25 protein-coding genes are annotated in these 26,020 nt (G+C 67.6%); 14 read left to right on the top strand and 11 right to left on the bottom strand.

Annotation, left to right across the window (positions count from 1 at the left end; all coding sequences use genetic code 11):
* Positions 1-77: 77 nt before the first annotated feature.
* The 5 genes from ABZ803_RS24130 (at position 78) to ABZ803_RS24110 (ending at position 4,107) form a co-directional block, all read left to right on the top strand.
* Entirely contained in the window at positions 78-995 is a 918-nt protein-coding gene (locus ABZ803_RS24130) for a hypothetical protein (RefSeq protein WP_357042247.1), read from the top strand.
* 92 nt (positions 996-1,087) lie between these two features.
* Positions 1,088-1,609: a twin-arginine translocation pathway signal gene (locus ABZ803_RS24125; protein ID WP_357042701.1), complete on the top strand. Its 522-nt coding sequence runs from the start codon at positions 1,088-1,090 to the stop codon at positions 1,607-1,609.
* 62 nt (positions 1,610-1,671) lie between these two features.
* Positions 1,672-2,532, top strand: coding sequence for an acyl-CoA thioesterase domain-containing protein (locus tag ABZ803_RS24120; RefSeq protein WP_357042244.1), 861 nt, complete (start codon positions 1,672-1,674; stop codon positions 2,530-2,532).
* Positions 2,533-2,566: 34 nt separating this feature from the next.
* On the top strand, positions 2,567-3,640 hold the full coding sequence (locus ABZ803_RS24115) for a dihydrodipicolinate reductase (RefSeq protein WP_357042241.1): 1,074 nt from the start codon (positions 2,567-2,569) through the stop codon (positions 3,638-3,640).
* Between the two features lie 44 nt (positions 3,641-3,684).
* On the top strand, positions 3,685-4,107 hold the full coding sequence (locus tag ABZ803_RS24110) for a hypothetical protein (RefSeq protein ID WP_357042238.1): 423 nt from the start codon (positions 3,685-3,687) through the stop codon (positions 4,105-4,107).
* Positions 4,108-4,161: 54 nt separating this feature from the next.
* Here the strand turns inward: ABZ803_RS24110 and ABZ803_RS24105 are convergent, their stop codons facing one another.
* Positions 4,162-4,674, bottom strand: a complete 513-nt coding sequence (locus ABZ803_RS24105; protein WP_357042698.1) for a hypothetical protein — start codon at positions 4,672-4,674, stop codon at positions 4,162-4,164.
* A gap of 404 nt (positions 4,675-5,078) precedes the next feature.
* Here ABZ803_RS24105 and ABZ803_RS24100 point away from each other — a divergent pair, with 404 nt between their 5' ends.
* The gene (locus ABZ803_RS24100; RefSeq protein WP_357042235.1) at positions 5,079-5,606 is read left to right on the top strand and encodes a carboxymuconolactone decarboxylase family protein; all 528 of its coding nucleotides are present in this window, start codon (positions 5,079-5,081) and stop codon (positions 5,604-5,606) included.
* 67 nt (positions 5,607-5,673) lie between these two features.
* Here the strand turns inward: ABZ803_RS24100 and ABZ803_RS24095 are convergent, their stop codons facing one another.
* From ABZ803_RS24095 to ABZ803_RS24085, 3 genes are all read right to left on the bottom strand, one after another.
* Positions 5,674-6,849: an acyl-CoA dehydrogenase family protein gene (locus ABZ803_RS24095; RefSeq protein ID WP_357042232.1), complete on the bottom strand. Its 1,176-nt coding sequence runs from the start codon at positions 6,847-6,849 to the stop codon at positions 5,674-5,676.
* On the bottom strand, positions 6,833-7,831 hold the full coding sequence (locus ABZ803_RS24090; RefSeq protein WP_357042229.1) for an acyl-CoA dehydrogenase family protein: 999 nt from the start codon (positions 7,829-7,831) through the stop codon (positions 6,833-6,835). The genes ABZ803_RS24095 and ABZ803_RS24090 overlap by 17 nt, the downstream gene beginning before the upstream one ends.
* 96 nt (positions 7,832-7,927) lie before the next feature.
* Positions 7,928-8,404, bottom strand: coding sequence for a MarR family transcriptional regulator (locus ABZ803_RS24085; protein WP_357042227.1), 477 nt, complete (start codon positions 8,402-8,404; stop codon positions 7,928-7,930).
* 247 nt (positions 8,405-8,651) lie between these two features.
* Here ABZ803_RS24085 and ABZ803_RS24080 point away from each other — a divergent pair, with 247 nt between their 5' ends.
* Complete coding sequence (locus ABZ803_RS24080) at positions 8,652-8,852, top strand: hypothetical protein (protein WP_357042224.1); 201 nt, start codon at positions 8,652-8,654, stop codon at positions 8,850-8,852.
* Positions 8,853-8,886: 34 nt separating this feature from the next.
* Here the strand turns inward: ABZ803_RS24080 and ABZ803_RS24075 are convergent, their stop codons facing one another.
* Together ABZ803_RS24075 and ABZ803_RS24070 are read right to left on the bottom strand one after the other, a co-directional pair.
* On the bottom strand, positions 8,887-9,858 hold the full coding sequence (locus tag ABZ803_RS24075) for an ATP-dependent DNA ligase (RefSeq protein WP_357042221.1): 972 nt from the start codon (positions 9,856-9,858) through the stop codon (positions 8,887-8,889).
* 163 nt (positions 9,859-10,021) lie between these two features.
* Entirely contained in the window at positions 10,022-10,645 is a 624-nt protein-coding gene (locus ABZ803_RS24070; RefSeq protein ID WP_357042218.1) for a LysE family transporter, read from the bottom strand.
* Between the two features lie 74 nt (positions 10,646-10,719).
* On the opposite strand from ABZ803_RS24070, the gene ABZ803_RS24065 reads away from it, so the two are divergent.
* Positions 10,720-11,601: a LysR family transcriptional regulator ArgP gene (locus tag ABZ803_RS24065; protein WP_357042215.1), complete on the top strand. Its 882-nt coding sequence runs from the start codon at positions 10,720-10,722 to the stop codon at positions 11,599-11,601.
* Positions 11,602-11,822: 221 nt separating this feature from the next.
* Positions 11,823-13,052 carry an MFS transporter gene (locus ABZ803_RS24060; RefSeq protein ID WP_357042212.1) on the top strand — a complete coding sequence of 410 codons (1,230 nt, stop codon included), beginning with the start codon at positions 11,823-11,825 and terminating at the stop codon, positions 13,050-13,052.
* Here the strand turns inward: ABZ803_RS24060 and ABZ803_RS24055 are convergent.
* Positions 13,049-13,957 (bottom strand): hypothetical protein, encoded by a 909-nt coding sequence (locus tag ABZ803_RS24055; RefSeq protein ID WP_357042209.1) that lies wholly within the window; start codon positions 13,955-13,957, stop codon positions 13,049-13,051. The two genes, ABZ803_RS24060 and ABZ803_RS24055, sit on opposite strands and share 4 nt — an antisense overlap.
* A gap of 387 nt (positions 13,958-14,344) precedes the next feature.
* Between ABZ803_RS24055 and ABZ803_RS24050 the strand changes: the two genes are divergently transcribed.
* Positions 14,345-17,224 (top strand): TIR domain-containing protein, encoded by a 2,880-nt coding sequence (locus ABZ803_RS24050; RefSeq protein ID WP_357042206.1) that lies wholly within the window; start codon positions 14,345-14,347, stop codon positions 17,222-17,224.
* A gap of 94 nt (positions 17,225-17,318) precedes the next feature.
* On the opposite strand, the gene ABZ803_RS24045 is transcribed toward ABZ803_RS24050, so the two are convergent.
* From ABZ803_RS24045 to ABZ803_RS24035, 3 genes are all read right to left on the bottom strand, one after another.
* Complete coding sequence (locus ABZ803_RS24045; RefSeq protein ID WP_357042203.1) at positions 17,319-18,257, bottom strand: sigma-70 family RNA polymerase sigma factor; 939 nt, start codon at positions 18,255-18,257, stop codon at positions 17,319-17,321.
* A gap of 10 nt (positions 18,258-18,267) precedes the next feature.
* Positions 18,268-19,458, bottom strand: a complete 1,191-nt coding sequence (locus tag ABZ803_RS24040) for an FAD-dependent oxidoreductase (protein ID WP_357042200.1) — start codon at positions 19,456-19,458, stop codon at positions 18,268-18,270.
* A gap of 1,097 nt (positions 19,459-20,555) precedes the next feature.
* Entirely contained in the window at positions 20,556-21,893 is a 1,338-nt protein-coding gene (locus ABZ803_RS24035) for a toll/interleukin-1 receptor domain-containing protein (protein WP_357042197.1), read from the bottom strand.
* A 248-nt stretch (positions 21,894-22,141) separates the two neighbouring features.
* Between ABZ803_RS24035 and ABZ803_RS24030 the strand changes: the two genes are divergently transcribed.
* Positions 22,142-23,185: a glycerophosphodiester phosphodiesterase family protein gene (locus ABZ803_RS24030; RefSeq protein WP_357042194.1), complete on the top strand. Its 1,044-nt coding sequence runs from the start codon at positions 22,142-22,144 to the stop codon at positions 23,183-23,185.
* Between the two features lie 92 nt (positions 23,186-23,277).
* Here ABZ803_RS24030 and ABZ803_RS24025 read toward each other — a convergent pair whose 3' ends face one another.
* Positions 23,278-23,973: a type 1 glutamine amidotransferase domain-containing protein gene (locus ABZ803_RS24025; protein WP_357042191.1), complete on the bottom strand. Its 696-nt coding sequence runs from the start codon at positions 23,971-23,973 to the stop codon at positions 23,278-23,280.
* A 300-nt stretch (positions 23,974-24,273) separates the two neighbouring features.
* On the opposite strand from ABZ803_RS24025, the gene ABZ803_RS24020 reads away from it, so the two are divergent.
* From ABZ803_RS24020 to ABZ803_RS24010, 3 genes are all read left to right on the top strand, one after another.
* Positions 24,274-24,948, top strand: a complete 675-nt coding sequence (locus ABZ803_RS24020) for a PAS and ANTAR domain-containing protein (protein WP_357042695.1) — start codon at positions 24,274-24,276, stop codon at positions 24,946-24,948.
* Between the two features lie 130 nt (positions 24,949-25,078).
* Positions 25,079-25,528 (top strand): OB-fold domain-containing protein, encoded by a 450-nt coding sequence (locus ABZ803_RS24015; RefSeq protein WP_357042188.1) that lies wholly within the window; start codon positions 25,079-25,081, stop codon positions 25,526-25,528.
* A 64-nt stretch (positions 25,529-25,592) separates the two neighbouring features.
* On the top strand, positions 25,593-25,937 hold the full coding sequence (locus ABZ803_RS24010; protein ID WP_357042185.1) for a hypothetical protein: 345 nt from the start codon (positions 25,593-25,595) through the stop codon (positions 25,935-25,937).
* Positions 25,938-26,020 lie beyond the last annotated feature (83 nt).

Below are 26,020 nucleotides of genomic sequence, written 5' to 3'. Positions count from 1 at the left end.
CTCGTCAAAGTCGACGCAATCGGATTCGTGACGATCAGTCCCGCTCGACGATCCGTTGCGACACCGCGGAGGTGGTGATGAGCCCGAGCACCGGACGCACCGTCGAATCGCCACCCCCGCCGGACGGTGATGAACAGGCCCCGCTCGACGAGGCCGATGCCGAAGAACTCACGCTGGCCGCCGAGGCCGCGGAGGCGGAGGCGCGGGCAGCCGAGGCGCGCGCCGAAGCGGCCCGCGCCCGGGTTCGCGTGGCCGAGTCGCGCCGCCGGGCGCGCACCGCCCCACGGCGGCCGATCGCCGCGGAAACGAAGATCGCACAAGCGCCTTCACGGCAGGCGATCGCAGGGGACGAACCCGGTGCCGAGCAGACGACGGGCCACCTCCCGGAAACGCGCTCGGCCGATCCAGCGCAGCCGATCACGTCGACGGACGACCCCGGTGACGTCACGCATCCGGCCGTGGCCGAATCGCTTCCGCGCAGCGGCCGCCTCCGCGGCACTCTCGTTCGCCGCCTCCGCAGTCGTTCCACGATGGCCGCAGCCGCCCTCGTCGTGATCGCCCAGGCGCTGGCCGGCAGCGGATACTCGATCCGGCACCATCACGAAGTCACCGAGAACGCCCGGCGCGCAGCGGAATTCACCGCCGCCGCGCGGCAAGGCGTCGTCGCTTTGACGACTCTCGACTTCAAACGGGCGAACGAGGACGTGCAGCGGGTCCTGGACAATTCCACCGGATCCTTCCGCGGCGACTTCCAAGCGCGCGCCACGGATTTCACGACCGTCATCCAGCAATCGCAGGTCGCCACCGAGGGCAAGGTGAACGCCACCGCGATCGAGTCGATGACGAAGGATTCCGCGGTCATCCTCGTCGCCGCGACCTCGCAGGTCACCAATTCCGCCGGGGCACGCCAAGAACCTCGCGCCTGGCGGCTGAGCGTGACCGTGACCCGGGACGGAGATCAGCTCAAGATGTCGAAAGTCGAGTTCGTGCCGTGACCACCGGCAGCGCATCGGTCGCCGCGCGTGCGACCGGAACCGAGCAGGACGCGCACGAGCCGACGGACACGAAAACTCCCGTAGCGAAGCGCATCCGGAAGTCGGGCTCAGCGCGCGGTTCGTCCCGCACGCTGCGGACCGAGTACGTCCCGGCCCTGCTCGCCGTACTCGTCGTCGCCTCGGTCGCCACCGCGGCGTGCTTGTTCTTCCTGCAGTACCGGCCCGACAGCCGGACCGATGACGACGCCGCGGCGGCCCTCGACGCCGCCTCGCGCGGCACGGTGGCGCTGCTGTCCTACGCACCCGACACCCTCGACCGGGATCTGGATTCCGCGAAGTCCTTTCTCACCGGCGACTTCCTGTCGTATTACAGCCAGTTCACCCAGCAGGTCGTGGCGCCCGCCGCGAAGCAGAAGTCGGTCCGGACGACCGCGACCGTCGTGCGCGCGGCGGTGTCGGAACAGCGGCAGGACGAGGCGGTGGTCTTGGTGTTCATCAACCAGAGCACCACGAGCGCGGAGAAACCCGACCCGGCCCTGGCCGCAAGCAGCGTGCGGGTCACCCTGCGCAAGGCCGACAGCGCATGGCGGATCTCGGCGTTCGACCCGGTCTAGCCGGTCGCGGCCACTCCGGGAAACTTCATTCTCCTTTTCGAGAATCGGCATACAATTCAGGTGTGCATAACCTCTGGAGTGAGCTGCTCACCTGCCTCGACCTCCGCCAGCGGCCGACGTCACCGCCGTCCGGAGCGGCGGAAACCCGGCCCGGGACCGGTGGCCGCCGCCGCGAGACGCTGACCGTGTACGAGGGTCCCAGCCAGCGGCTGGACCACGGCTGGCTGTACGGCGGGCAGCTCCTGGCGCAGATCGTGCGTGCGGCCATGTGCGCCTGCCCCGCCAAGGCGGTCAAATCCCTGCACGTGGTGTTCGCCCACGAGGGAAAGGGCGACTCGCCGGTCTTCTACATCGTGCAGCGCCAGCACGAAGGCCGCTCGTTCGCCGCGCTCACCGTCACGGCCCGCCAGAAGCGGGACGTCGTCGCCACCGCGGTCGTCTCGATGCATGCCCATGAGGACGGGCCGGAGCACCAGACCGTTCCCGGCATCCCGCCTGTGCCCGGACCGCGGCACCGCACCGACGTGCCGATCCTGCCTTGGGAGACCCGATCGACCACCGACCTCGATTCGACCGACGCGCATCCGCCCGACTACGAGCTGTGGATGCGAACCCCGCGGGTACCCGAAGACCTGCACGCCGCTTTGACCGCCTACGCGACCGACCTGAGCCCCATCGGAACCGCGTTGCGCCCGTTGGTAGGAATCGGCCAGAGCGGCAACGGCACCGCGTTCACCTCGGCGACGATCACCCATTCGATCTGGTTCCACCGCGCGTTCCGCACCGACGAGTGGTTGCTGTTGCGCCACCACAGTCCACTCGTCGCACACGGCCGCTGTTTCGGCAAGGGCGACGTCTTCGACCGAGACGGGACTCTCGTCGCCTCGTTCGCACAGGAGGGCCTGCTCAGGTTCCGGCCGTAACTCCTCCCTTCCCGACTACGGAATGGACACCCCCATGGACCCGAATCGCCGGCCACACGGTCACGACGCCACGCGAGGCCCCTATCGGGTCATCCAATGGGCAACCGGCGGCGTAGGTACGCACGCGTTGCGCGCCGTGCTCGACCATCCCGACCTCGCGCTCGCGGGTGTTCGGGTGCACGATCCCGCCAAAGCAGGCGTCGACGCGGGCGTTCTGTGCGGATCCGGCAGCACCACCGGCGTCATCGCGACCACCGACGTCGACGAGATCCTGGCACTCGGCGCCGACTGCGCGCTGTACATGCCGCGCCTCTTCGACGTGGACGATGTCTGCCGCCTCTTGGTCGCCGGCGTCAACGTGGTCACCACCCACGGCGACCTGCGGCACCCCGACACCGTGGACCCCGAGGTATGCGCGCGGATCGAGGCGGCGTGCTGGTTCGGCGGGGCCTCGATCCTGAGCACGGGCATCGCGCCGGGTTTCGTGACCGAAACGCTTCCCGTCGCACTCAGCTCGGTCCAGCGCAGGATCGACCGGCTGACGATCGAGGAGAGTGTCGACCTCGCCCGCCCGGGTACGTCGCGATTGCTCGTGGAGACAATGGGTTTCGGTACCGCGCCCGCACCGTTCGACGAACAGCGCCTCGCCCACGCCACCCATACCTTCGGGCCGTCGTTGCGGCTCGTCGCCGACGCCGTCCGCCTGCCCCTCGACGCGTTCGAAGTGGTCGGCGAGGTCGCGCTCGCCGAGCACGACGTTCCACTGGAGTTCACCACGCTGGCGGCGGGAACCGTGGCCGCACAGCGCATCACGGTCTCCGGACGGGGCGGCGGCCGTGTCCTGCTGCGCTTGCGGTCCACGTGGTACTGCACCTGCGCACTGCGGCCGGGCTGGCCGGTGCGCGAGACCGGATGGAATGTGGCCATCGACGGCGAGACACCGATCGAGATGGATCTGCGCTATCCGGTGGACCCGAGCCGGATGAGCGCCATGTCGCCGCGATACGCGGCCAATCGCGCCGTCAATGCCGTCACCTACCTCTGCGCCGCGCCGCCCGGGATCCGCACCACCCTCGATCTGCCCCCATTGACCGCGAATCTCGGCTGACTCGAAACGCACTTTCCACATAGGAGAATGCTATTCTCGTAGATATGGACGAAGGCAGCGCGCCGACCGCGCACAGCGAAACCGGTTTCGCACGAGGCCATTCCCTGCCCTTCGGGCACACCGAACAGAGTCCGCCCGCTTCCGGCTCAGCGCGCCGCCCCGAGCGCACCCGGGCCGGAGCACCGCGAGCCCGTGAAATCCGCGCACGCTTGTGGAAACACGACCGGCCGAGGACGGCCACGCCGGACACCGACGCCCCGCTGCGCGTGACGGTGCGGGAGGTGCTCGACTACTTCGCGAAATGCCCCGACTGCGGATACCCCGCCCAGGCGTCGGCGACCGTGCGGGAACTGCACGACGGACGGGTAGAGACCGAGGTCAGGCCCAGTTGCGGGCTTCCATGCGGCTGGCAGGGGCGCCCTCAGATCTCCACGAGCCCCACCGGCCCGACTCCGGCGCGGCCATAGTCCGAGTCGCGAGCGGGGGCGGGCGAATCCCGCCCCCGCTCGCACTTCTCGCGTTCAGCCCGCCGCGACGAGGTCGGTGCCGCCCCACCGTCCAGTCAGTAGCAGTTCCCCGCTGCGGAACGCCTCGGCGGCGCCGACGTCGGAGGCGGGCACACCCGCCGCCGTCAGCGCACAGCTCTTGAATGCCTGCGCCGCGACGCTCAGCGGGTGACGCACCGCACCGAGCCTGCGGTCGAGCTCCTCGGGCAACCCCTCGCCCCACAGCGCGACTTCGATCAGCCCGTGGTCCAGACAGTCCAGCACACCCTGCCGGACCCGGGCGTCGGCGGCGAACAGCTCCGGGGCCACCGCCACCGCATGCGGCCAGGTGTCGTGCACGGGCGTGGCCAGCGAGCGCTCGAGATCCAGGACGGTGGCGCCGAGGATTTGCAGCGCCCGCGCGTCGGAGCAGTCGGCGAGCAGCACGGTCACCTCCCAGCCCGCCATCGTCCGGTCGCACAGCCAGCCGCCGGCATGGCGCACCACATCGACGGCGTTCGCCGCGACCACCGCCAGCCGGTATCGCAGCAGATGCTTGCGCGCGTGGGCGCGCCACCCGGTGACCGAATGCGCTCCACCGAAGCCCCGGTCGACGGATTCGAAGTCTCGAGCAGCCATGCTCACCCTCCCTGCACTGGGCCATCGGCCGATCTCCGAGCGGCGGCGTGGTGCCCCGCGGAGTCGCCGACCACCTTCGGTAACACACTCTCGGCAAATGAAAGGTAGCTTCTCTTCAAGAGAGAATCAATACTCGGCGGCGCTTGGAATGGCCGTCGGGGGAAGGTAGCGCTCGCCAGCGCAACACCTTTGTGTCCTTCGCGCCAGTCGGGGCCGAACAGCCGCGTCCCTCGTACGTTGACTGCGTTGGAAGAGTCTGAAAATGTAGTACTCAAATACGAGAGTTACATTCTCTAGATGGATAGGAGAAGGCGATGAAGGTGAGCCCACTACCGGAGGACCAGTGGGACGACACGGTGAACGCCGCGTTGTCCCGCATGCTGCCCGCCGACCGCCGCAACCCCGCGGCGGCGGGGAACGCCCTCGCGACCATGGTCCGCCATCCGGCCCTGACGAAGGCCTTCCTCGGCTTCAACGTCCATCTGCTGTTCGGGTCCACGCTGGCGCCACGGCTGCGCGAACTGGCCATCCTGCGGGTAGCCCATCAGCGCGGGTGCGAGTACGAGTGGCATCACCACGCCCGAATGGGCGCCGCGGCCGGACTCACCGAAGGTGATATCGCCGCGGCCAAGGGCGAGGCGGCCGCCGACGACGATTTCGACCGCCTGCTCCTGCGGGCCGTGGACGAACTCGGCGAGAAGTCGGCGCTGTCCGACGACACCTGGGCCGCCCTGGGCGAACGTCTCGACGAGCGGCAACGCATGGATCTCGTCTTCACGGTGGGCGGCTACACGACCCTGGCCATGGCCTTCAACACCTTCGGCGTCCAAGTCGAACACTAGCGCTCGCCGCCGTTGCCGCCTGGGCGCTTACGCGTGGAAGTGCGCAGGCGGCAATGGCTTTCGCGGTTCAGCCGCGCGGCAGGCCGAGCACGCGCTCGGCGATGATCGTCCGCTGGATCTCCGAGGTGCCGCCGGCGATGGTGCCCGCGAAACTCCGGATGTAGCGCTCGAACCAACCGGCGGAGAAGTGGTCCAGATTCAGGAAATTCGGGCGGGAACTCAGCGCGGGATGGGCCAGCCCGTCCACCCCGACGGCGTTCAGCGCCTGCTCCGACGCCGATTGCACGGCTTCCGAACCCAGCACTTTGAGAATCGAGAGGGCGGGCACATCCTGCTCCCCGCGCGCCTCCCGCGCCAGGGCCGCCGACCCGAGCAATCGCAGGGCGTGCGCGTCCATGACCAGCTTCGCGTACGCGTCGCGGTCGAACACGGTCCGGGGCCGGAAGTCCCCGAGCAGATCCTCCAGCCGGTCGGCGTATCCCAGCCACAGCAGCGTGCGTTCGTGACCGAGCGAGCCGGTGGCCACCGACCAGCCCTGGTTCGGTGCGCCGATCAGGTTCGCCGCGGGCACCCGGACACCCTCGAAGTAGACCTCGTTGAAATCCAGATCGTCCGGCGAGCACACCGAGGGGAACGGGCGTCGCGTCACTCCGGGCGAGTCGGTCGGAATCAGCAGAACACTGATGCCCCGGTGCTTCGGCGCCATGGGATCGGTGCGCACGAAGGTCAGCAGCACGTCGGCCGCATGGGCGCCGGAGGTCCACACCTTCTGGCCGTCGACGACGTACTCGTCCCCGTCCCGCACCGCCCTGGTGCGCAGCGAGGCCAGGTCCGAACCGGCTCCCGGCTCGCTCATGCCCAACGCGGCGGTGATCTCGGCCCGCAGGATCGGCACCGCCCAGCGCCGCTTCTGATCCTCGGTGCCGAACGACAGCAGCGAGGCCGCGACGATTCCGACACCCTGCGGATTGAAGCTGTGGTAGATCCGCCGCTTGGACAGCTCCTCCAGATGCACGTACTGCTGTAGCACCGTGGCGTCGCGCCCACCGAACTCCGGCGGATTCGCCGGAAGCAGCCAGCCGTTGTCGAACAGCAGGCGTTGCCAGCGCCGCGCCCATTCCGGCACGTGCGCGCTGGAGAGGGAGCGCTCCGTGGCCTCGGCTTCGCTCGGCAGATGGGCGGTGAGGAACGCGACGAATTCGGCGCGGAACGCCTCGACGTCGGGATCAAAGGTGAGCTGCACGGTACTCCTCGGCGATGAGCGCCCGGTGTTCGGCCGCGCCGCCGAGCATCAGCTCGCCGGCCTTGGCCCGCTTGAGCGCGAACTGTAGGTCGTTCTCCCAGGTGAAGCCCATGGCGCCGAACAGCTGGAGCCCATGGCGGAAGACCAGCGCCTGGCACTCCCCCGCCGACGCCTTGGCCATGGACGCCGCCATCCGCCGCCGCGGGTCGTCCGCGGCAAGGCACAACGCGGCGAAGAACCCCAGCGCGCGGGCGCGCTCGATCGCGATGTGCATATCGGCCGCCTTGTGCTGCACCGCCTGGAACGATCCGATCAGCCTGTCGAATTGGCGACGGCCGCGCACGTGCTCCAAGGCGAGATCGAGAATGCGCTGACAGGCGCCGACGGTGGTCAGCGCGAGCCCGGTCAGCGCGTGCTGACGGGCGCGTTCGGGATCGGCCCCGCTGCGGTCCGCGTCGGTGACCCGCACACCGGCGAACCGGACCTCCGCGACATGCAGCACCGGATCGAAGACCGACGTGCGCTCGGCGGTCACCGCGTCGGCGGGCACCACGAACACACCGGCGTCGGTGACCACGGCCAACCGTTCCGCCCGGTCGCCGTCGAGCACGTTGCGCGCGGTGCCGTCCAACCGCCATCCCGAGCCGTCGCGGCGGACGGCGACGCCGGAATACACCGCCGTGCAGGGTCGTTCGATCCGTCCCGCGCCCGGGACGAGCGGGGCGAACCGGGTCATCGACGCCAGGAAAGGGGTGGGGTCGGTGGCGCGTCCGAGTTCTTCGAGCACGATGGCCAATTCGACGCCGAGGGCCGGATCGGTCAGTTCGGTCCAGCCGACGTCGACATAGGTCTGCCACAACGAGCCGGGTTCGAGGTCCTTGTCCACGATGTCCCGGATCAGGGCGGGTGGACACTGCTTCGCCGTGACCTCACGCGCCGTCTCGCGCAATAGTCGCTGGTCGGCGTCGAACTCGAACAGCATCTCGACCCTCTTCCCTGTCGCAGCATCGCGTGCACCGGTCTGAGAATAGCATTCTCATTTTGGAAAGCGACACTTCGGCACGGTGTCGATGCGCGGTCAGACCGCGTGCACCTCGGAGACCCGGCCGGTCGCGCGGACGAGCGCCGAGTTGACGTCGCGGACGAAAGTCAGCAGGGTCAGCAGGGTCGCGTCATCGTCCGGCAGGCCTCCGTCGAGCGCGGCGAGTTCACCGAACAGCGGGGCCACCGCCACCTCCGCCCGCACCGCGACGAGTTCCACCCGCACCCGCCGCCGGTCCTCCGAATCCCGGCTCCTTCGCACGTATCCCGCGCGTTCCAGCCGGTCGACGACAGTGGTGATCGCGCCGCCACGGGTGATGCCGAGCCGATCCGCCAACTGCCCCGGGGTGAGCGGCCCCAGCATGCTCAGCAGGTTCAGCGCGCTGAGATCGGTGACCGTGATGCCGAGCCGTGCGGCGACGGCCGAATGGAACACCACCGTCTGGGTGGCGTGCCTGCGCAATTCCTCACGCAGCGCACCCAGGGTCTCCTCGCGCGTGCTCGGTGCCGACATCACGTCTCCTCCTCCGGATTCTCTGATATCGAGATTCTCTCAGAAGGAGAATAGCCTTACATGCGACGCAGTGGGCTCGCGAGCGGCCCCTTGCGGATGCCCTCGAAGAGCGAGGTAATCGATCAGAGCGGGTGAGCACCGAATCCGCTCGGTCGCCGGGTCCCGTCACCCGGCGGCGGACCATCCATCGAGCAGCCGAATTCGCCGGGGAGGGAGGAGCCCGGCACCGACCACAGCGAGGTTCGTCATGCACAAGAAGTTGCGCGCCGGGGCGACAGCCCTGATGATCGCCCCCGCCATCGCAGCCGCTTCGGCCACGGCCACCGCCGAACCCGGGCCCGCACCGCAGCGACAAGAAGTCATGGCCGGGTTCTCGGCCCCGCCGTGCTTACCCTTGATCCTTCCGCCGGCCGTGAACGTCAACGCGTTCCTGATCTGCCTCGCGTGAGGTTCGGTGGTTCCCGGCCCGGCGCCCGGCGATATCAGCTGGGCGGCGTGTCCGCGCTCGCACGCCGTGCACGGGCGCGCCGCTTGCCTTCGTGCATCGCCTGCACCCTGGCCACCGGAATGGTGTGGCCCTCGGCGACCAGGTCCCGCGGAAGCTTCTGTGGGGCAGGCATTTCCGTTACCCAGGGATCGTCGTCGCCGATCAGGCCCGGCACCGTGCGCAGCGTGAAATCGGCCGGCGTCACGTCATCGAGGTCCGACCAGCGCAGCGGGAAGGACACGGTAGCGCCCGGCCGGATACGCGGGCTGTAGGCCGCGGCCACGGTGGCACCGCCCGCACGGGTGGCGTCCAGAAAAACTTTGCCGCCGCGATCTTCCCTGATGAACGCTGTCGTGCCGACCGAAGGATCGATCCGCTCGGCTCGCGCCGCCACGGCCCGCGTCGCCGCGGCCGCATCCTCGACGTCGATCCCCGGGACCACCGGCACGAACACATGCAATCCCCTGGAACCGCTCGTCTTCACCGCTCCGGACAGCCCGTCCGCAGTCAGCGCTTCCCGGATCAGCCGGGCACCCGCCACGGCGTCGGCGAAGACCTGCCCCGGTGAGGGATCGAGATCGAGCACCAGATGCGTGGGTTCCGGCGCGGATTCCGCGAGGAACAAGGTCGGGTGGTATTCGATCGCCCGTTGATTACCGAACCAGATCAGGGTCCGCAGGTCGTCACAGAGCGCGTAGGTGATCTCCCGCCGCGAACTCTCCGCCCAGACCTTCGTCCGCGCCACCCACTCCGGCGTGTACTTGGGAAGGTTTTTCTGGGTGAACGGCTCCTGTCCCGGCCGCACCCGTACCACCGAGAGCGGCCGTCCGCGCAGCACTCCTAGCAACCGTTCCCCGACGAACTCCAGATAGTCCACCAGATCCCGTTTGCTCGCCCGCGCCTCCTCGAACAACGGCTGATCCAGATTGGACAGTTCGACCCCGTGACGCAGCTCGCCTCCCGCCATCGCTCCACCCTCCACCACCCACCGGTCGCCGGTCAATCACCGGAGTCGTCTTGCCCAGCCGCAGGGCACCTCGGCGTATAGCCGCCGTCGCGACGTCGGCCGACATCGCGTCGCCGACCGGGAGATCACGATCGCCCGGCCGTGCTGCGCCGACCCCGAGCGCTCATCCGCCGCACAACAGTCCCACTCCGAGGCCGAGCAGCACCGCCGCGATCAGCGAATCCAGCACCCGCCAAGCCAGCGGGCGGGTGAACAGCGGGCCGAGCAGGCGCGCACCGAAGCCGAGAGCGGTGAACCACAGCACGCTGGCCAGCATCGCCCCCGCGCCGAGAAACCAGCGATCCGGGCTCGCATAAGTGCTGGCGAAGGAACCCAACAACACCACGGCGTCCAGGTAGACGTGCGGATTGAGCCAGGTCAGCGCCAGGGTGGTCGCCACCGTCGCGCCGAGTGCCGCGCCGGCCCGCCCCGCTTCGGCGCGCAACGCCGCGGCGCCGAACGCCCGCCGGACCGCCAGGACCGCATAGCCGATCAGAAACACCGCGCCCGCGTAGCGCGCCACCACGAGCACCGCGGGAGCCGACTCGACGAGCACGCCGAAGCCGGCCACCCCGGCCGCGATCAGCACGACGTCGGACACCGCGCACACCGCCACCACCGCGTGCACATGCCCGCCACTGATCCCTTGACGCAGCACGAACGTGTTCTGCGCGCCGATCGCCACGATCAGCGACAAACCGAAACCCAAACCGGAGGCGGCGGCCAGCGCCGCGGAGGAAACGCTCACGTCCAGCGACGCTAAGGGCGCGGATCATACCCAGGCAAGCTAAAGATTCTTAAGTATCATTAGCATCTCTTGATATGGATCTGCCACTCGACCAGCTTCGCGCACTCGATGCCGTGATCACCGAGGGGACGTTCGACGCCGCGGCGCGCCGCTTGAGCGTGACGGCGTCGGCGGTCAGCCAGCGCATCAAGGCACTGGAGGACGCCGCGGGCCGGATCCTCGTGCAACGCACGAAACCGGTGCGCGCCACCGAATCCGGGCTGGCGGTGCTCCGGTTGGCCCGGCAGATCCAGCTGCTGTCGGGAGACACCGCGCGCGAACTCGGCGGCGCGTCCGCCGATGGTCCGATTCGGGTGCCGATCGCGGTCAACGCCGACTCGCTGGAGACCTGGGTGCTTCCCGCGCTCGGCCGCGCGCCGCGGGGCGTGTGTTTCGAGATCCACCGCGAGGACGAGGAACACACCACGCGCCTGCTGCGCGACGGCACCGTGATGGCGGCGATCACCTCGACCGCGCAACCGGTGCAGGGCTGCAAGGTCGAGCGGCTCGGCGCGATTCGCTACCGGCCGATGGCCAGCCCGGAGTTCGCCGTCACCTGGTTCGCCGACGGCGCGACCGCGAAAGCCTATGCCGCCGCACCGGTCGTACTGTTCGACCGCAAAGATGATCTACAGGATCGCCTGTTGCGCAAACGCGGTCGCAAACCACTGGATCCGCCGCGCCATTACGTACCGTCCTCCACGGGATTCGCCGAGGCGGTCCGGCTGGGGCTCGGCTGGGGGATGCTGCCCGACCTGCAGACCCGAGACGACCAGTCCACCGGCCGTTTGGTCTCGATCGACCCCCGCGCCGTCATCGATGTCCCGCTGTACTGGCAGCAGTGGCGGCTGGACTCCCCCGCCCTCGGCGCCGTCGCCGCGGCCATCGCGGCCGAAGCGGCGGACGTGCTGCGCTGAACACGAGTTACGCTGCCGAAAACATGACCATGGTCGTCGGGGCCCAAACGACTCCGGGATGGCATGACTCGTAATATCGGACACACTGTTGCCCATTCAGCTGGACTTCCCGCGTCCTTACCGGCAACACTGTAGCCATTATGGAGAACCGATCAGCCCTGGACAAGGACGTCAGGAGGAATTTGCGCCGCACAAGCGCGCGCGATCCCCGCAGCCGATCTATGGGGCAGGCCGGCTACGCCTTCGCTGTGGTCATGCTCGGTACGACGATGCCGACGCCGATGTACACCTCGTACGCCGCCGAGCTCGGATTCTCCATCAGCATGTCCACGGCGATTTTCGCGATGTACGCCGCTGGGGTCGTCGCGGCGCTGATTCTGTTCGGCCGGTGGTCGGACGTGCTCGGACGTCGACCACTGCTCATGGCCGGGCTGGGCTTTTCGGCGGCCAGTTCGCTGGTGTTCCTCACCGCGGGGTCGGTGTGGCAGTTGCTGCTCGGGCGAGCGCTGTCGGGGCTGTCGGCCGGAATCTTCACCGGTACCGCGACCGCGACGATCGTCGAAGCCGCACCCGCGAGGTGGAAAACCCGAGCCCACGTGGTCGCCGGTGTCGCGAACATCGGCGGATTGGGTATAGGTCCGACGCTGTCGGGTGTGCTGGTGCAATACGGCCCGTGGCCACTGCGGTGCGTATTCGCCGTACACCTGGCGATGGTCGGCTCGGCTGTCCTCGCAATCCGGCAGACGAACGAGACCGTCGCCGCACAGCCTCGGTCTCGGCCCACCGTGCAGCGGCTGTCGATTCCGCCCGAGGCCCGAGGGGTGTTCATTCGCGCGGCGACAGCGGCGTTCGCCGGATTCTGCATGATCGGTCTGTTTACGTCGGTCGTGCCGACGTTTCTGAATCAATCTCTGCACGTGCACAACACGGCTGTCGGCGGCTTGCTGGTTTCCACAGCGTTCGCCGCGTCCGCAGGCGCCCAGATACTCACCAGAACCTTAGCTGTTCCCCACGCCATGATCCTCGGTTCCACGGCCCTGATAATCGGCGCCGTGCTGATCGGTGCGGCGTTGAGCGCCCAGTCGGTGCTCATCCTCATCGCGGCCGCGGTAATCGCCGGTATCGGACAGGGTGCCGGCTTCAGCAAAGGACTGAGCGCGGTAGTGGAAGCGGCTCCGCCATCGCGGCGCAGCGAAATCGCCTCCACCTATTTCGTCGTCGCCTATTTCGCGATCTCTGTTCCCGTCCTGGGTGTCGGGTTCGCCGCCCAGCACTGGAACCTGTCCCGCATCGGCATCGTCTTCGGAGCAATCGTCGGCGCTGTAGCCACGGTGTCACTACTCGGTACCGTTTGCCCGGAGTACCGGATTCCGGACCGGCTGCTACGCCTGCGCCCTCACCCGCCGCGGCGGCGCACTTGCAACACAAACCACTACCGAGACACGGCCTAGCAGTGTTCATACCGACGCGCGTAAGGCTGCGACTCCGGTGAAACGTCACGCCAGGGTGGCTGGGGGCAACCGCCGAGGAAGACCGCGAAACCGGGGCCGTTGCGTGTTTCGATCGTGTAGTCGACCACGGCACCGGGCTGGGCCAAGTAGGGAAGATGCCGGTCGGCGAGTTGTGTTGCCTGCACCGCGGTGAGTTGCTTTCCGATAGGAGGATATATCGCGACGTCCAAGGTGCGGCCCGCTTCGCCGGGCGGGTCGTATACGGAAATCTGGACGAAGAATGGGGTGGGTTGATCGGTCAGGAACCACTGCCACATCTCGAGTTCGCTATTGGACGGGAAGCGGAGTCGGTTGGGCGGTCGGCGGCCCGAGTCGAGCCACCCGGGTTCCAGTCTCGAGTAATTCTTGTACCCGATCTCCACAGGAACGGTGGACACCGTCCACTCGTTGGGCGCCAGTTCGGGAAAGTCCTTGATGATTCGGCGCATCGCCGCGGTGGCACGGTGGGGTTCGGCCTCGGAGCCCACTGCGACGCTGATGGCGTTTCTCATGTGGTCTACGTCGTTGCCGAGTGACTTCCAGTGCACCTGTGTGCCGGGGGCCGAGATTCTCACCCAGGTGTGTGCCGAGTTCGCTTCCCTGCTCACGTCCCGACCGAACCGCCAATTCGCGGAATAAGAGTCCGTCATCCGGTCGAGATCGACCTGGGTCTGGTCGCCTTGGTAGCGCGGTGGAAGCTGCTGGGCGCCCATGACACGCACCACGGACGCGGCCTCGTCCGGTGTAGCGCCATCCTCGAGCCGCACATCGAGCCGGGAATGGTACGTGCGGGACTTGCCCTCATAATCGAACAAATGTGACGCATCGACCACCCCGGGAAGATCCTGGATTGCGGTTTCGATCACGCGTGACCAGCTGTCACGCTCGGCCTGGTCGGGTCCTTGTGTCGGTATAGAACATCCTGTCAGCAGGACTGCCACCATCATCGATATGACGGCCGGGGTGGTTGAGCGCATAACGTTTCATTCTGGCGTCCGGGACGCCAGGCGATGCTAGCGGATTTCGGTCATGACGTTGGGCAGATCCGAAATCCATTGCGAGGCAGTGATTGCGCCTGGTGTCGGGCGCCGGTGCGATGGTTGAATCGGTATCGAGGCGAGTGCCGCAGCGTCGACAATCGGGAGGAGAGGCCTGATGCCGGTCGAAGGCGTGGTTCGTGATGGCGGGCGGCGATGCCTCGGTGGTGGGACAGCAGGCGCGAACGCGGCAGGACGCGAGGGGCGGTTGTGGGTGTGGCGCTGAGACGGCGTACTGTCCGCGCGGACACCGGATACGGCGCGTTCATTTCCTACAGCAGTGACCGGGACCGGGCAGTGCTTCCGCTGGTCCAGAACGCGATCGAGAAACTGCCACGACCGTGGTACCGCTTCCCACGCATGCGCATCTTCCTCGACTACAGCGGTATCTCGATCGGTCCCGGACTGGAAGACAAGATCGTCGCGGGCCTGTCGCGTTCCCAGTGGCTCGTCGTGGTGGCTTCGCCCGAGGCTGCCGCATCCGTGTGGGTGGATCGCGAGATCGAATGGTGGCTGGCGAATCGGTCTCCCGAGACGATATTGCTGGTCCTGAGCGCCGGGACCTTGGCATGGGACGAGGTGGCGGGGGATTGGGACCGAGTTCGCTCGACCGCGCTCCCGCCACGCCTGTTCGGCGTATTCGCCTCCGAACCCGTGTACAAGACGATCAAGTGGCGCGAGGGCGCGGACGGAGCCCCGCGTCCGGACATCGATGCCATCGCGGTCGGCATCGCCGCGGTGATTCGCGGCATCTCCGAGGCGGACCTCAAATCCGAGGGTTACCAGCAGACCAAACGAAACTTGCGCGTGGCGAACATCGCCATCGGCGCACTCGCCATGCTGTTGGTCATCGCGCTGGTCGCAGCGTTCATCGCCTGGGTGCAGAGCAATCGCGCCGAAGCGGAGGCCAGGATTGCCACAGCGCGGCTCATGGCTTCCGTCGCCGATACCAAGATGGCCACCGATGTCCGCGCGGCCCTGCTTCTGGCGGTCGCGGCGTACCGTCTCGACCCGAGCCCCGCACATCATGCCGCTCTGCTCCGCGCGAATTCGGCCAGTCCGAGAGTTGCCCGTTACGGCGCCGCACCTGCGGAGGTCACCACCTTGCAGAGCAGCGCCGACGGTAGGACTGTGGTGGCCGGACTCGCCGACGGACAAGTCGTGACATGGGTGCCCGGCAATCCGGAGACGACTACGGTCGCGCGTTTACCCGGCAAGATCCTCTCGGTCGCCGTCGCCGCGGATGGCCGAACGGTTCTCGCCACGGACGGCGCCTCGATCACACTGTGGGGCAGCACTGCGGCTCGGCCGGACTTCGGCGTGTCCGACGCGAGCGAAGCGAAAGTCGTCGCCATATCCGCGTCCGGAAAGTTCGGTGCGGTGCATCGAAGCGAATCCAGGGCGGCGGGTGGCACTTCAGGGGCGGTCGACATCATCGACGTCGCCTCTGGAGCGGTCATCGCCACACGTCCGACCGATCGCGAGATGAACAGCATGGTATTCATCGACGACACGACCTTGCGTCTGCTGGGCACCGACGGCAAGGTGCGGCAGGTTTCGCTTCCGGACGGCGCCGCCGTCGACCTCTCACCCCTCGACACCGACACCGACAACGCCTGCGGCGTAGGTCAAGCCGTCGGAGAATTGTCCCCCGACGGGTCCTCGTTCACCTGCGCGGTCTTGCCCGGCATTCCGGTACCCGTCTTCCGGCTGCGGCCGTCGCCTGCGGCGGTCCGCCCAGAGCCGGAATATGTAGGTGTCGCCATGACCAGGCGATCTGCTCCCGCCGTGCTCAGCCGATCGGGGCGTATAGCGGCGGTGCCCAGTGGTGACGCCGGGTTCTATGTAGCGCCCGTGACCGGCGAGCCGACGCCTGCGAAGCCACCACCACTGATCACGGGTACTGCCGTCGACTTCGACCGAAAGCTGCTGCGTTTCCTCGGGACCTCCGAAACCCAACTGGTTTCCGCGTCCGGGCGATTGATAACCCTGTGGGATCTCGCGCAGCGCGACCGGCTGGCGAAATCCCTTTCCGTGCCGATCGTCAAGGGATGCAATTCATGTCCGCCCAGCTTGTCGCTGTCCCCGGACGGACGCACAGCGGTGATCACAGGCGTGGGCAAGGACCCGGATGGTTCGGCGCTGGACAACAACGTCGTGATCGTGCAGGAGCTCAGGCCGGACTCGTCCCGGCAGCTCTCCATACCGGGACTGTCCGGTGTTCCGGCGTGGCGCGCGGATGGCGCCATGTTGGCAATCGCCGCGAATCCGGCAGTCGGTTACGAGCGCCGGGTATCCGCCCACCGGCCACCGGCGGAGACTCCGTTCGAGGTGGCGATCCTGTCGTCGCCGCCGCCGTATGTCAGCGTCAAGGCGGCCGGAGTGTCGTCCTCGTCACCGACCGCTGTTTCTCTGGACAGCACGGGACGGGCGTATCTGCACGATCTGGCCACCGGCCGAATCGATTCCGAATTCGTCCCGCTGGGCGGCGCGGTGGACACCGATCATGTCTCGGAAGCGGGAATCGACGCCGCCGGAGAGTTCCTGGTCATGCGCGATGCCGACGACATATCGGTCTACGACTTGTCGGGACAGCAGAACACGCACGATATCGACGGCAAGGACGTGCAGGCGGTCTTGTTCGCCGGGCGGCATCTGCTGATCCGCCGGGAAGACAGCGTCGAGATATGGGATCGGACCGGCTCGCAGCGTGAGCGAACGATCCCTTTCCGCAGCACGCGCGACGCGTCCGCGCAGCTCGCCGCCGCCGCGGACGCGACCGTGGTCGCCGCGAAAGACCAGGCGGGCTATATCACTCTCTTCGCCGCCGACGGCACGAATCTGGGCGAACTCGAGCCGGATTCCGTCTGGCACGTCGCATCCGCCGTCGCCTTGTCCGCTGACGGACGGTATCTCGTGACGGTGAATCCCGGTCCAGCGTTCTCCGGCGGCGTCGATGGAACGCTGATCGAACGGGACATCTCACCGGACGGCCTGATCCGGACCGCTTGCGCGCATGCCGGTACCGATCTCACCGACACCGAGTGGAGCGCCTTGATGGGAGTCGCGCGGCCCGCGCGGGCACGCTGTCCGTAAGGGCGCGTTCTACCGCCGTCAGCCGTGTCGCCCACTGGGCGTGACGGCTCCTTCAAGGTGTGTCTGTGGCCAACCGCGCCTACAAGCTTGTCGGCTACCAGGATTCGATCAGCGGGGCATCCTGCCGGCGCCGCTGCCATTGTTCGGTGAGGCGGCCGAGTCGGCGCGGGGCGGCGATCCCGCGTATGCCCGCGATCTTGTCGTCGCGGATCTCCAGGATCGTGACGCCCAGGACCCGGGCGCCGAGTGTGAAGAGCACGGCCGGGCAGCCGTTGATCACGGCGGCATGGACAGCGGGAGAGCCGCCGACGAGTTTGCGTTTGGCCGCGGACGGTTTGAACCCGGCTCGCACCGCACGGGCGATCTGCCCAGGGTTCAGGTAGCGGATCAGCTTCTCGGCCATGCCTCCGGCGCCGTCGGAGACGCCGCTCGCGTCGTCGGTCAGCAGCGCCACCAGCCGTTCGGTCCGGCCCGAGGAGGCGGCGGCAACGAACGCCTCGACGATTCGACGTGCGGAGGCCTGATCGACCTCGGTGCGTTTGCCTGCGGCGGTGATTCGACGCCGGGCGCGGTGCGCGTGTTGCTGACTACCGGCCTCGGTGATGCCGAGAATTTCGGCGATCTCGGCGTGGCTGTACGCGAAAGCTTCGCGCAGAACGTAAACAGCTCGCTCCGTCGGCGACAGGCGCTCCATGAGGGTCAGCACCGCCAGGGTCACCGATTCGCGCTGCTCGGCGGTCTCCGCGGGGCCCAGCATCGGGTCGCCGTCGAGCAGCGGTTCGGGCATCCAGGCGCCGACGGCGCGTTCGCGCCGCACCTGCGCCGAACGAAGGCGATCGAGGGCCAGATTGGTGACGATCTTGGTCAGCCAAGCTTCGGGCACCTCGACGTACTGCTGGTCGGCGGCCTGCCACCGCAGGAACGCGTCCTGCACCGTGTCCTCGGCGTCGGCGGCCGAGCCGAGTAGCCGGTAGGCGAGCGAGGCGAGGCGGTTGCGGCTGGCCTCGAAACGCGTCACGGTGGCGGTGTTCATGCTCCCGACCCTATGCGGTGAGCACTTCGGGCAAGCGCTCTCGGTTGGTGGCCGAGCGGTGCCGGCGGGTCGGCATTCCGTAGGTCGGTCGGCTGATGGCCCATGCGCTGGTCGCCACGATCGCCGACTTGACTCGCGCCGCAGGCCTGCCGCACAGGGCCCCGGCCTTCGCGCGCCCGGCACCGTCGACAAGCTGGAAGATCCCGTCCTTGCGCCCGAGGCTGATGTGGTTGCCGACATAGCGCAGCGCGGTCGCCTTGATCTTGCGGCCGGTCAGATCCCCGACGATCGCGGCCGCCGCCTGCGTGCCGGTGAATCCCGCCGAAGCACACGACATCGGCAACGGCCGACCGTTCTCACCGATGACGAAGACGCTGTCACCGGCGACGTAGACATCCGGGTGTGAGACCGACCGCATCTGACGGTCTACCGTGATCCGCCCGTCGGCTTCCACCGCGAGACCGCTGGCGGCGGCGATCGGGTGGACGGCGAAGCCCGCGGTCCACACGATCGCATCCGCGGCGAACACGCTGCCGTCGGCGGCGACCGCCTTCGTCTCCTCGACACGCTCGATCTCGGTGTGCTCGTGGACCGCGATGCCGAATCGATCGAAGGAACGCAGCAGGTGCCGGCGCGCCTTCGGACCCAGCCAACCCCCCGGTTCGCCGCTGGTGACCAGGCCGACCCGAAGACCCGGACGGGCCTCCGCGATTTCGGTGGCGGCCTCGATCGCGGTCAGGTTACCGCCGACGACCAGCACCTTCCCGGTCTCGCCCAGCTCATCCAGGCGGGCCCGCAGGCGCAGCGCGGACGGCCGTGCGGCCACGTGGAAGGCGTGCTCGGCGACGCCGGGCACGCCATGGTCGGCGGCAGTGCTGCCGAGCGCGTAGAGGAGGGTGTCGTATCCGATCCGGTCGATGACCTCGCCATCGGCCACCGTGACGGTCCGCCGCGCGACGTCGACGTCGGTGACCCGGGCCACGCGTAGCCGAATTCCGGTGCCCGCGAACACCTCCCCCAGCGGGCGGTGGGGAAGATCGTGCCCCGCGGCGAGCTGATGCAGGCGCAGCCGCTCGACGAAATCGGGTTCGGCATTGACGACGGCGATCTCGAAATCGTCCGGATGCAGGGTGCGGGCCAGATATCCGGCGGTGAAGGCTCCGGCGTATCCGGCTCCGAGAACGACGATGCGGTGCTTCATGATTCGCTCCTGTCTGGTTCGCGTACTTCCTGAACGCGACAGCCCCTGAATTCCTGACAGCCACCACAGTGATCCGCGTCACCAGATGTCAGGAAATTCGTTGCCATGTCGTCATGTCGACGAACCCCCTGCAACGAAGGAGCGGACATCATGATCCCCGCCCCGCGCACCGGCTTCGGCCGCGACGCCGGAATCTTCCAGCTCGGCCGCGAAGGCGCTCACTTCGCTTTGAGCCGTGCCGCAAATCCGCTTTTCGAGGAGTAGACATGACCCCGCAGACAACGACGCTCACCACCGATTCGTCGCCGACGCCGTGGCCGACGGTGGCTGCGACGGTCGCCCTTCTCACGGTGATCACCAGCGTGCTGCTCACCGCCTTCGCGTGGCCGTCGGTGCGATCGTCGGTACACGATGTGCCCATCGCCATCGCCGGCCCGCCCGCTGCGGTCGCGCAGCTACGCACGACCCTCGATCAACGCTTGCCGGGCGGCTTCGACATCACCGAAGTCGCCGACACCGCCGCCGCCGAACAACTCATCCGCGACCGAAAGGTATACGGGGCCATCGATCTCAGCTCCGGCGCGTCGCAGATCATCATCGCCTCCGCCGCCGGTACCGCGGTCGCCCAAACCCTGCAGACCATCGCAACCGGCCACACGCAATCCGGGAATTCCACCACTGTCCGCGATCTCGCCGCGCTGCCCGTCGACGACCCACGCGGCGCCGGCCTGGCCGCAGGCGCCCTGCCATTGGTGATGGGCGGTCTCCTGGCCGCGGTGCTACTGACCAGGCTCGTCCGCGGCACCGCACGCCGGATCACCGGCGCGCTCGTCTTCGCGGCGACCGGAGGCCTGGCGGTGACCGCGATCCTACAATTCTGGTTCGGCTCACTGAGTGGTTCGTATCCCGCCAACGCCGGTGCCGTCGCGCTGACCATCGCCGCGACCGCACTGACCGTCCTCGGGCTGGAATCCCTACTCGGATACCTGGGGATCGGGATCGGTGCCATCGCGATGATGCTCATCGGCAACCCCCTCTCCGGCACCGCGACCGCGCCCGAGATGCTGCCGGGCCGGTCCGGCGCCCTCGGTCAGTTGCTACCGCCCGGAGCAGGCGGCCGCCTGCTGCGCTCCACCGCCTTCTTCGAGGGCCACGGCGCCACCCACGCCCTCACCGTCCTGGCCGTCTGGATCGCACTCGGGGCAGCCCTCTGCCTGACCGGCAGTACATACCAGCGGCATCGTCTGAACAGGTTGTGATCCGACGTGCCTGCTTCTGGTCGGCCCGGTATCCGTCGATCGGGAGACCGACACCGCCATCAGCGTGACGAGGACGGCCAGCACAACAGCGAATGCCACGCCGATCAGCCTGCGCGGACCCGGATCCGTGTTCGGAGTAGGCGGTGGCAGGCCACCGAAGCCTCCGTAGGGTCGGTAGCGCTTCACCGATTCCAACACATATTCGCTCCCACCCGAATATCGGTCGGTGGTGAAGGAGATGGACCCGCCGTCTTTACCCCCGGTGTTGCGGTAGGCTTCGACTTTCAGATCGCAGATGATGAGTTGGCGTGTGCTCGCGTCCCAGCGCGGCCAGCCGCCGGTTTGCTTGTACTTCTCTTGCACCAGCGGATCGACCATACGCGCGACCAGGAAGACACTCTTCCCGGTGGGATAAATCGCCAATCGGTCGATTTCACGCCACGAGAAGCGGTGGACGACGCCGACTTTCCTGACCTCGACTCCGCCCGCATCGATCGCCAGTTTGTCGCCGCGACTGAGCATGTAGAAGTGCCCGGCGACGACGGAGACACCGAAGAGCACCGAGAGCAGATCGCGCAGTTCGCCGTGCACGCGGAATACGAACCAGACGAACAACGGGATCGCTATGCCCGCGATGGCCACGTTGAGATAATGACTGGCATTCTCTCCGGTATCGGGAAAGACGGTACCGCTCTCGACCCTGCGATCAGGGACCGATTGGGCGACCAGACCGTCGACGATGCGGATCAGCCTGTCGGTGTCGTCGTCGTACACCTCCGACCTGATCCTGGCCGCGTTGTGCTCGAGCAGATTCCGGATACTCGGCGGCAATTCGCCCGGATGGGGCAGTCGGGCGTCATCCACCAGAAGAGGGAGGATCACTTTCCCCAGACGCAGCGCGGTCTCGATTTCCATGCGTACCGGGTCATCGGGGGCGTGCAACCGGCTCCTGTTGTGGGGGCTGAGCCACTCCGATCCGATGACCACGATGACCACGGCCGACCCGGCGATGGCTTGCACGATCGCCTCACGGAAGGGCACCCCGACATCTATGGAGTCTCTGTCGAAAAAGGTCAGATCGTCCGGAAGCTCCTTTTCGAAGGTAGCTCGAAGCCGGCCGACGAAGTGGTGTGTGCCATCCCTGCGATAGCTGAGAAATATCCGATAGCGATTCACGTACCCCCGGCCTTCCCCCGCAAGAGAGCTGCTCCCGAGCCCTCTAAACATGGCGAGATCTCGAACGGCCATCATTATGGCGTAGCCGAACAGAGAATGTCAGCCGGTGGCGATTTTCCCGCCATTTCTCGAATGCCCGAAACTACATCTGTGCCCCGACCGCGGCGGCGGTGAAGTTACGCCGATCGTCGCTTCTTCACCCGGGTGTAACCGTCCAGCGAGAGGATGGGCCGGTGTGGCGGATATGCGTGGCAGGGGTGCTGGCGGCCGGTGTCCTGATGGTCGACGTGGCCCCGGGCGCGGCCGATGGTCCGGCCGCGTTCGACCTGCAAGCCCATCGGGGCGGGTTGGGGCTGGTGGCAGAGAATACGTTGCCCGCGTTCGCGAACGCGTTGGAGCTCGGGGTGAGCACGCTGGAGCTGGACGTGCAGATCACCGCGGACGGCTACGCGGTGGTCACGCACGATCGCGATCCGAATCCGGCGAAGTGTGTGGACACCACACCCGCCGTTCCCGGCGATCCGAAGTTCCCCTATGTCCCGGGAACCACCTACATCCGGGATCTGACCCTGGCTCAGGTCCGGACGATCGACTGCGGCTCGGTGCCGTCCGCCGAGCAACCCGAGCAGCGAAGGGCGCCGGGAGCGCGAATACCGTTGCTCGCGGAGGTTTTCGACCTGGTGCGCACCTATCGCGCCGAGCAGGTGAAGCTGAACATCGAGACCAAGGTCGAGGCAGCCGCCCCCGAGCAGACCGCGCCGCGTGAGCAGTTCGTGGACGTCGTGGTGGCGGAAATTCGCCGGGCGGGAATCGGGCGGCAGGTCACCATCCAGAGTTTCGACTTCGGCACCCTCATACGGCTGCGCGAGGTGGCGCCCGACCTGCCGATCGTCGTCTTGACCGATGGTCAGCCGAAGTTGCGTGCGGGCGAACCCGGCGGCTCCCCGTGGCTGGGCGGCATGGATATCGACGACTTCCCTGGATCGTTGCAGGAGAAGTACGTCGCGGCGGCGGCCGCCATCGGCGCAGCCGCGGTTTCACCGGTGCACGGCACTCCGCAGAACGCCGGCGTCAACGCCTCCGACTACCAGCCTTTCACCACGATGGACCTCGTTCGCGCCGCTCACCGCCGCGGCATGCGGGTGGTGCCTTGGACGGTGGACGACCGGCCCACCATGACCGCCCTGCTCGACCTCGGCGTGGACGGCCTCATCACCGATCGGCCGGATGTTCTGCGTGCGCTCCTGTCCGACCGCGGGTATCGGCTGCCACCGGCCTGTCACCGCCCCTGACAGGTACGTCGACCGAACAGCGGGCGCGGTGTCGATGCCGTCGCATTGGCCCGCCGCGCCCGTTCAGCGGCCGGACCGACAGGTACCCGTGGTCATGAGAGCGCTTTCAGCAACTCGTCGGCCACACCCCCGGAGGATGCCGGATTCTGGCCGGTGATCAGAGTGCGGTCCACGACGACCTTCGGGGCCCACGGTTCGCCCTCGCGGAAGTCGGCTCCGATCGCGACGAGCCGATCCTGCAACAACCACTCGGCCTTGTCCGCGAAGCCCGCCTGGGCCTCTTCGGCGTTGGTGAAGCCGGTCAGGGCATAGCCCGCGAAGATGTTCGCTCCGTCTTCTCCCTGCGCGGCGAGTAGAGCCGCGGGCGCATGACACACCACCGCCAGCGGCTTGCCGGATGCCAGGATGTCGGCGAGCAACCGACCGGAGTCGGCGTCGACGGCGAGATCTTCCATCGGGCCGTGCCCGCCGGGGTAGAACACCGCCGCGTAGTCGTCGAGGTCCACCCCCGCCAGGTCCACGGGGTTGTTCAGTTCGGTGCTCGTGCCGATCACGTGCGCTCGATGGTCGGCGTTCTCCTGACCGCCGTTGGCCTCGGGCGCGAGGCTGCCCTTGTCCACGGTCGGTACGACGCCACCCGGTGTGGCTACCACGATCTCGTAACCCGCCGCTTTCAGTTTCTCGAAGGGCACCACGAATTCCTCGGCCCAGAAGCCGGTCGGGTGCTGGGTCCCGTCGGCCAGCGTCCAGTGGTCGGCTCCGGTCATCACGAAAAGGATTTTCGGCATAATTCGTTGTCTCCTTGTCCGGAACCCGGACGGCCGGGTTCGGTCATCGAGTCCTGTCACGCTGGTCCGACTGCTGCCGGACGCCGACCCCCGCACGCCGGGATCGTCAGCGACGACACTGTCGACGCTAGCCTTCCCGATCTTCGGGCTGCCAAAAGGCCGGGTTCGCGGCCATTCCTGTTTCACTTTTCGCGCTACCCGGCGATGCGGCGGCCCCGAGCCGGGAGGTGCGCGCCACACAACGCCGACCTCCCACCTGACCTGGGGCTGTATTCGGGCCATACTGGACCGGTGACTGAGATGGGACAACGCGAGCGGGAGACTGCACGCAGGATGCTCGGCGGTTGCCCCGATATCGGCAACTTTCGGTTCTGGTTCGCGGACCAGCGGTGGGAATGGTCCGAGGAAGCCGCCGGGATCTTCGGGTACGAGCCGGGCGAGGTCGAGCCGTCCACCGAACTCTTGCAGAGCCACCAGCACCCCGACGACCGCCGGCGGGTCGCCGAGGCCCTCGCCGACGCCATCGAGACCGCGACTCCGTTCTGCACCCGCCACCGGATCATCGACACCGAGGGCGAGACGCACGACGTGATCGTCATCGGCGAACAGCTGTTCGACGAGCAAGGCACCGTGGTCGGCTCCGCCGGTTACTTCATCGACGTCACCGAGACGCTCGAGGGCAACCTCCAGGAAGCCCTCGACGACCTGCTGCCCGATGTGATCGACGCGCGCGCGGTGATCGAACAGGCCAAGGGCGTCCTGATGTTCGTCTACGGCGTCAACGCCGATCAGGCGTTCCGGGTGCTGCGCTGGCGCTCGCAGGAGACCAATGTCAAGATCCGCACGCTGGCCGAGCAGCTCGTCGCCGACGTCGTCGCGATGGGCGGTGCGCTGGTCCAGCAGCGCACCCGCTTCGATCATCTGCTGCTGACCATCCACCAGCGGGTGGCGCCCCCGGAACCCGTCGCGGATTAGCCGACCACCGCTACCGGCCCGGCCATCCTGAAAAAACAGGTATACCCCGGGTCATTCCACCGTCGCTCGATGTGGCTCATCGGGGGGAGTCTGGAGCGGAAGTTGCCAGCACCGTTCCGGAGAAGCTCGTATGCACACGAACCACGTGACGCACAGTTCGAATGCCGTCGGGAGCGGCAGCGCGCCGGTCAGGGATGACAGGCTGATGATCTACCGCTGCGTGCGGTGCGACAAGCTGCTCGCGCCGATAGCCTCCGTATGTTCGTCCTGCGGATCCGGCGAGCTCGCGCGTGTGCCCTCGTCGGGTACCGGTTCCGTCGTGTCATGGCGGGTGGTGGATCGCGCCCCGACCGACAGGCAGGGCGGGTTGGTGCCGCTGACGATCGCCATTGTGGAACTCGACGACGGCCCGTGGGTCTATACATCGCTCGAAGGGGAGATCCCCTCGTCTTCGAGCCGGTCGGTACGCGTGCGATTCCAGCCCCATCCCCCGGAAGGCCGGTTCCCGGTCTTCGAGACCATTACCGATTCGCGAAGCCAATCGTGCGCAGCTCCGCCGCACCTTTCCGCGCAGGAGTAGTAGCGGTGCACTGCCACTATCGTGTACTCACTCTTACCGATCGGAATAGTTGAGGAGAATCGACATGGGACGTTTTGTCCCTCGTGCGTTGACCGCGGCGGTGTGTGTGGGATTGGGCGGTATCTGCATGGCCGGCCTTGCGCCGACCGCCGCGGCCACGCCCTCGATCTACGAACCGAGCATCACCCCGTGCAGTCACCTGTTCACCACCCCGCTCGAACCCGGCCGCCCCGGTACGAGCACCTATTGGAGCCCGTTCGGCACCGCCGACATCGTCTGCTACGACGTCGGTTCGCTGCCGGTGAGCTACTACCAGCGCGACCCGGCGGGACAGTGGCACGCGATGAACCAATTGATCCCGGGCAACTACTTCATCAACGTCTTCGGCTACGGCCACCTGCCCGCATAACAAATCGGTTGCCTGGCGGCGAAGGCGCTGGATCCAATGTGCGGCATGGTCGTTCAGGTGTGCCCGCCACGGCGAGATCGAGA

Origin of the sequence: Nocardia sp. NPDC047648 (assembly GCF_040642815.1) — a bacterium.
Lineage (GTDB): Bacteria > Actinomycetota > Actinomycetes > Mycobacteriales > Mycobacteriaceae > Nocardia > Nocardia gamkensis.
The sequence above is the reverse complement of the archived record's forward strand: the minus strand, read 5'-3'. Positions and strand labels throughout refer to the sequence as shown.

Bases quoted from the DNA above. Each gene is read 5' to 3' on its own strand.
- ABZ803_RS24080 (WP_357042224.1), top strand. From the start codon at position 8,652: ATGCACAAGAAGTTGCGCGCCGGGGCGACAGCCCTGATGATCGCCCCC.
- ABZ803_RS24015 (WP_357042188.1), top strand. From the start codon at position 25,079: ATGCACACGAACCACGTGACGCACAGTTCGAATGCCGTCGGGAGCGGC.
- ABZ803_RS24115 (WP_357042241.1), top strand. From the start codon at position 2,567: ATGGACCCGAATCGCCGGCCACACGGTCACGACGCCACGCGAGGCCCC.
- ABZ803_RS24040 (WP_357042200.1), bottom strand. From the start codon at position 19,458: ATGAAGCACCGCATCGTCGTTCTCGGAGCCGGATACGCCGGAGCCTTC.
- ABZ803_RS24025 (WP_357042191.1), bottom strand. From the start codon at position 23,973: ATGCCGAAAATCCTTTTCGTGATGACCGGAGCCGACCACTGGACGCTG.
- ABZ803_RS24045 (WP_357042203.1), bottom strand. From the start codon at position 18,257: ATGAACACCGCCACCGTGACGCGTTTCGAGGCCAGCCGCAACCGCCTC.
- ABZ803_RS24100 (WP_357042235.1), top strand. From the start codon at position 5,079: ATGAAGGTGAGCCCACTACCGGAGGACCAGTGGGACGACACGGTGAAC.
- ABZ803_RS24075 (WP_357042221.1), bottom strand. From the start codon at position 9,858: ATGGCGGGAGGCGAGCTGCGTCACGGGGTCGAACTGTCCAATCTGGAT.
- ABZ803_RS24085 (WP_357042227.1), bottom strand. From the start codon at position 8,404: ATGTCGGCACCGAGCACGCGCGAGGAGACCCTGGGTGCGCTGCGTGAG.
- ABZ803_RS24010 (WP_357042185.1), top strand. From the start codon at position 25,593: ATGGGACGTTTTGTCCCTCGTGCGTTGACCGCGGCGGTGTGTGTGGGA.
- ABZ803_RS24130 (WP_357042247.1), top strand. From the start codon at position 78: ATGAGCCCGAGCACCGGACGCACCGTCGAATCGCCACCCCCGCCGGAC.
- ABZ803_RS24090 (WP_357042229.1), bottom strand. From the start codon at position 7,831: ATGCTGTTCGAGTTCGACGCCGACCAGCGACTATTGCGCGAGACGGCG.
- ABZ803_RS24020 (WP_357042695.1), top strand. From the start codon at position 24,274: ATGGGACAACGCGAGCGGGAGACTGCACGCAGGATGCTCGGCGGTTGC.
- ABZ803_RS24110 (WP_357042238.1), top strand. From the start codon at position 3,685: ATGGACGAAGGCAGCGCGCCGACCGCGCACAGCGAAACCGGTTTCGCA.
- ABZ803_RS24065 (WP_357042215.1), top strand. From the start codon at position 10,720: ATGGATCTGCCACTCGACCAGCTTCGCGCACTCGATGCCGTGATCACC.
- ABZ803_RS24060 (WP_357042212.1), top strand. From the start codon at position 11,823: ATGGGGCAGGCCGGCTACGCCTTCGCTGTGGTCATGCTCGGTACGACG.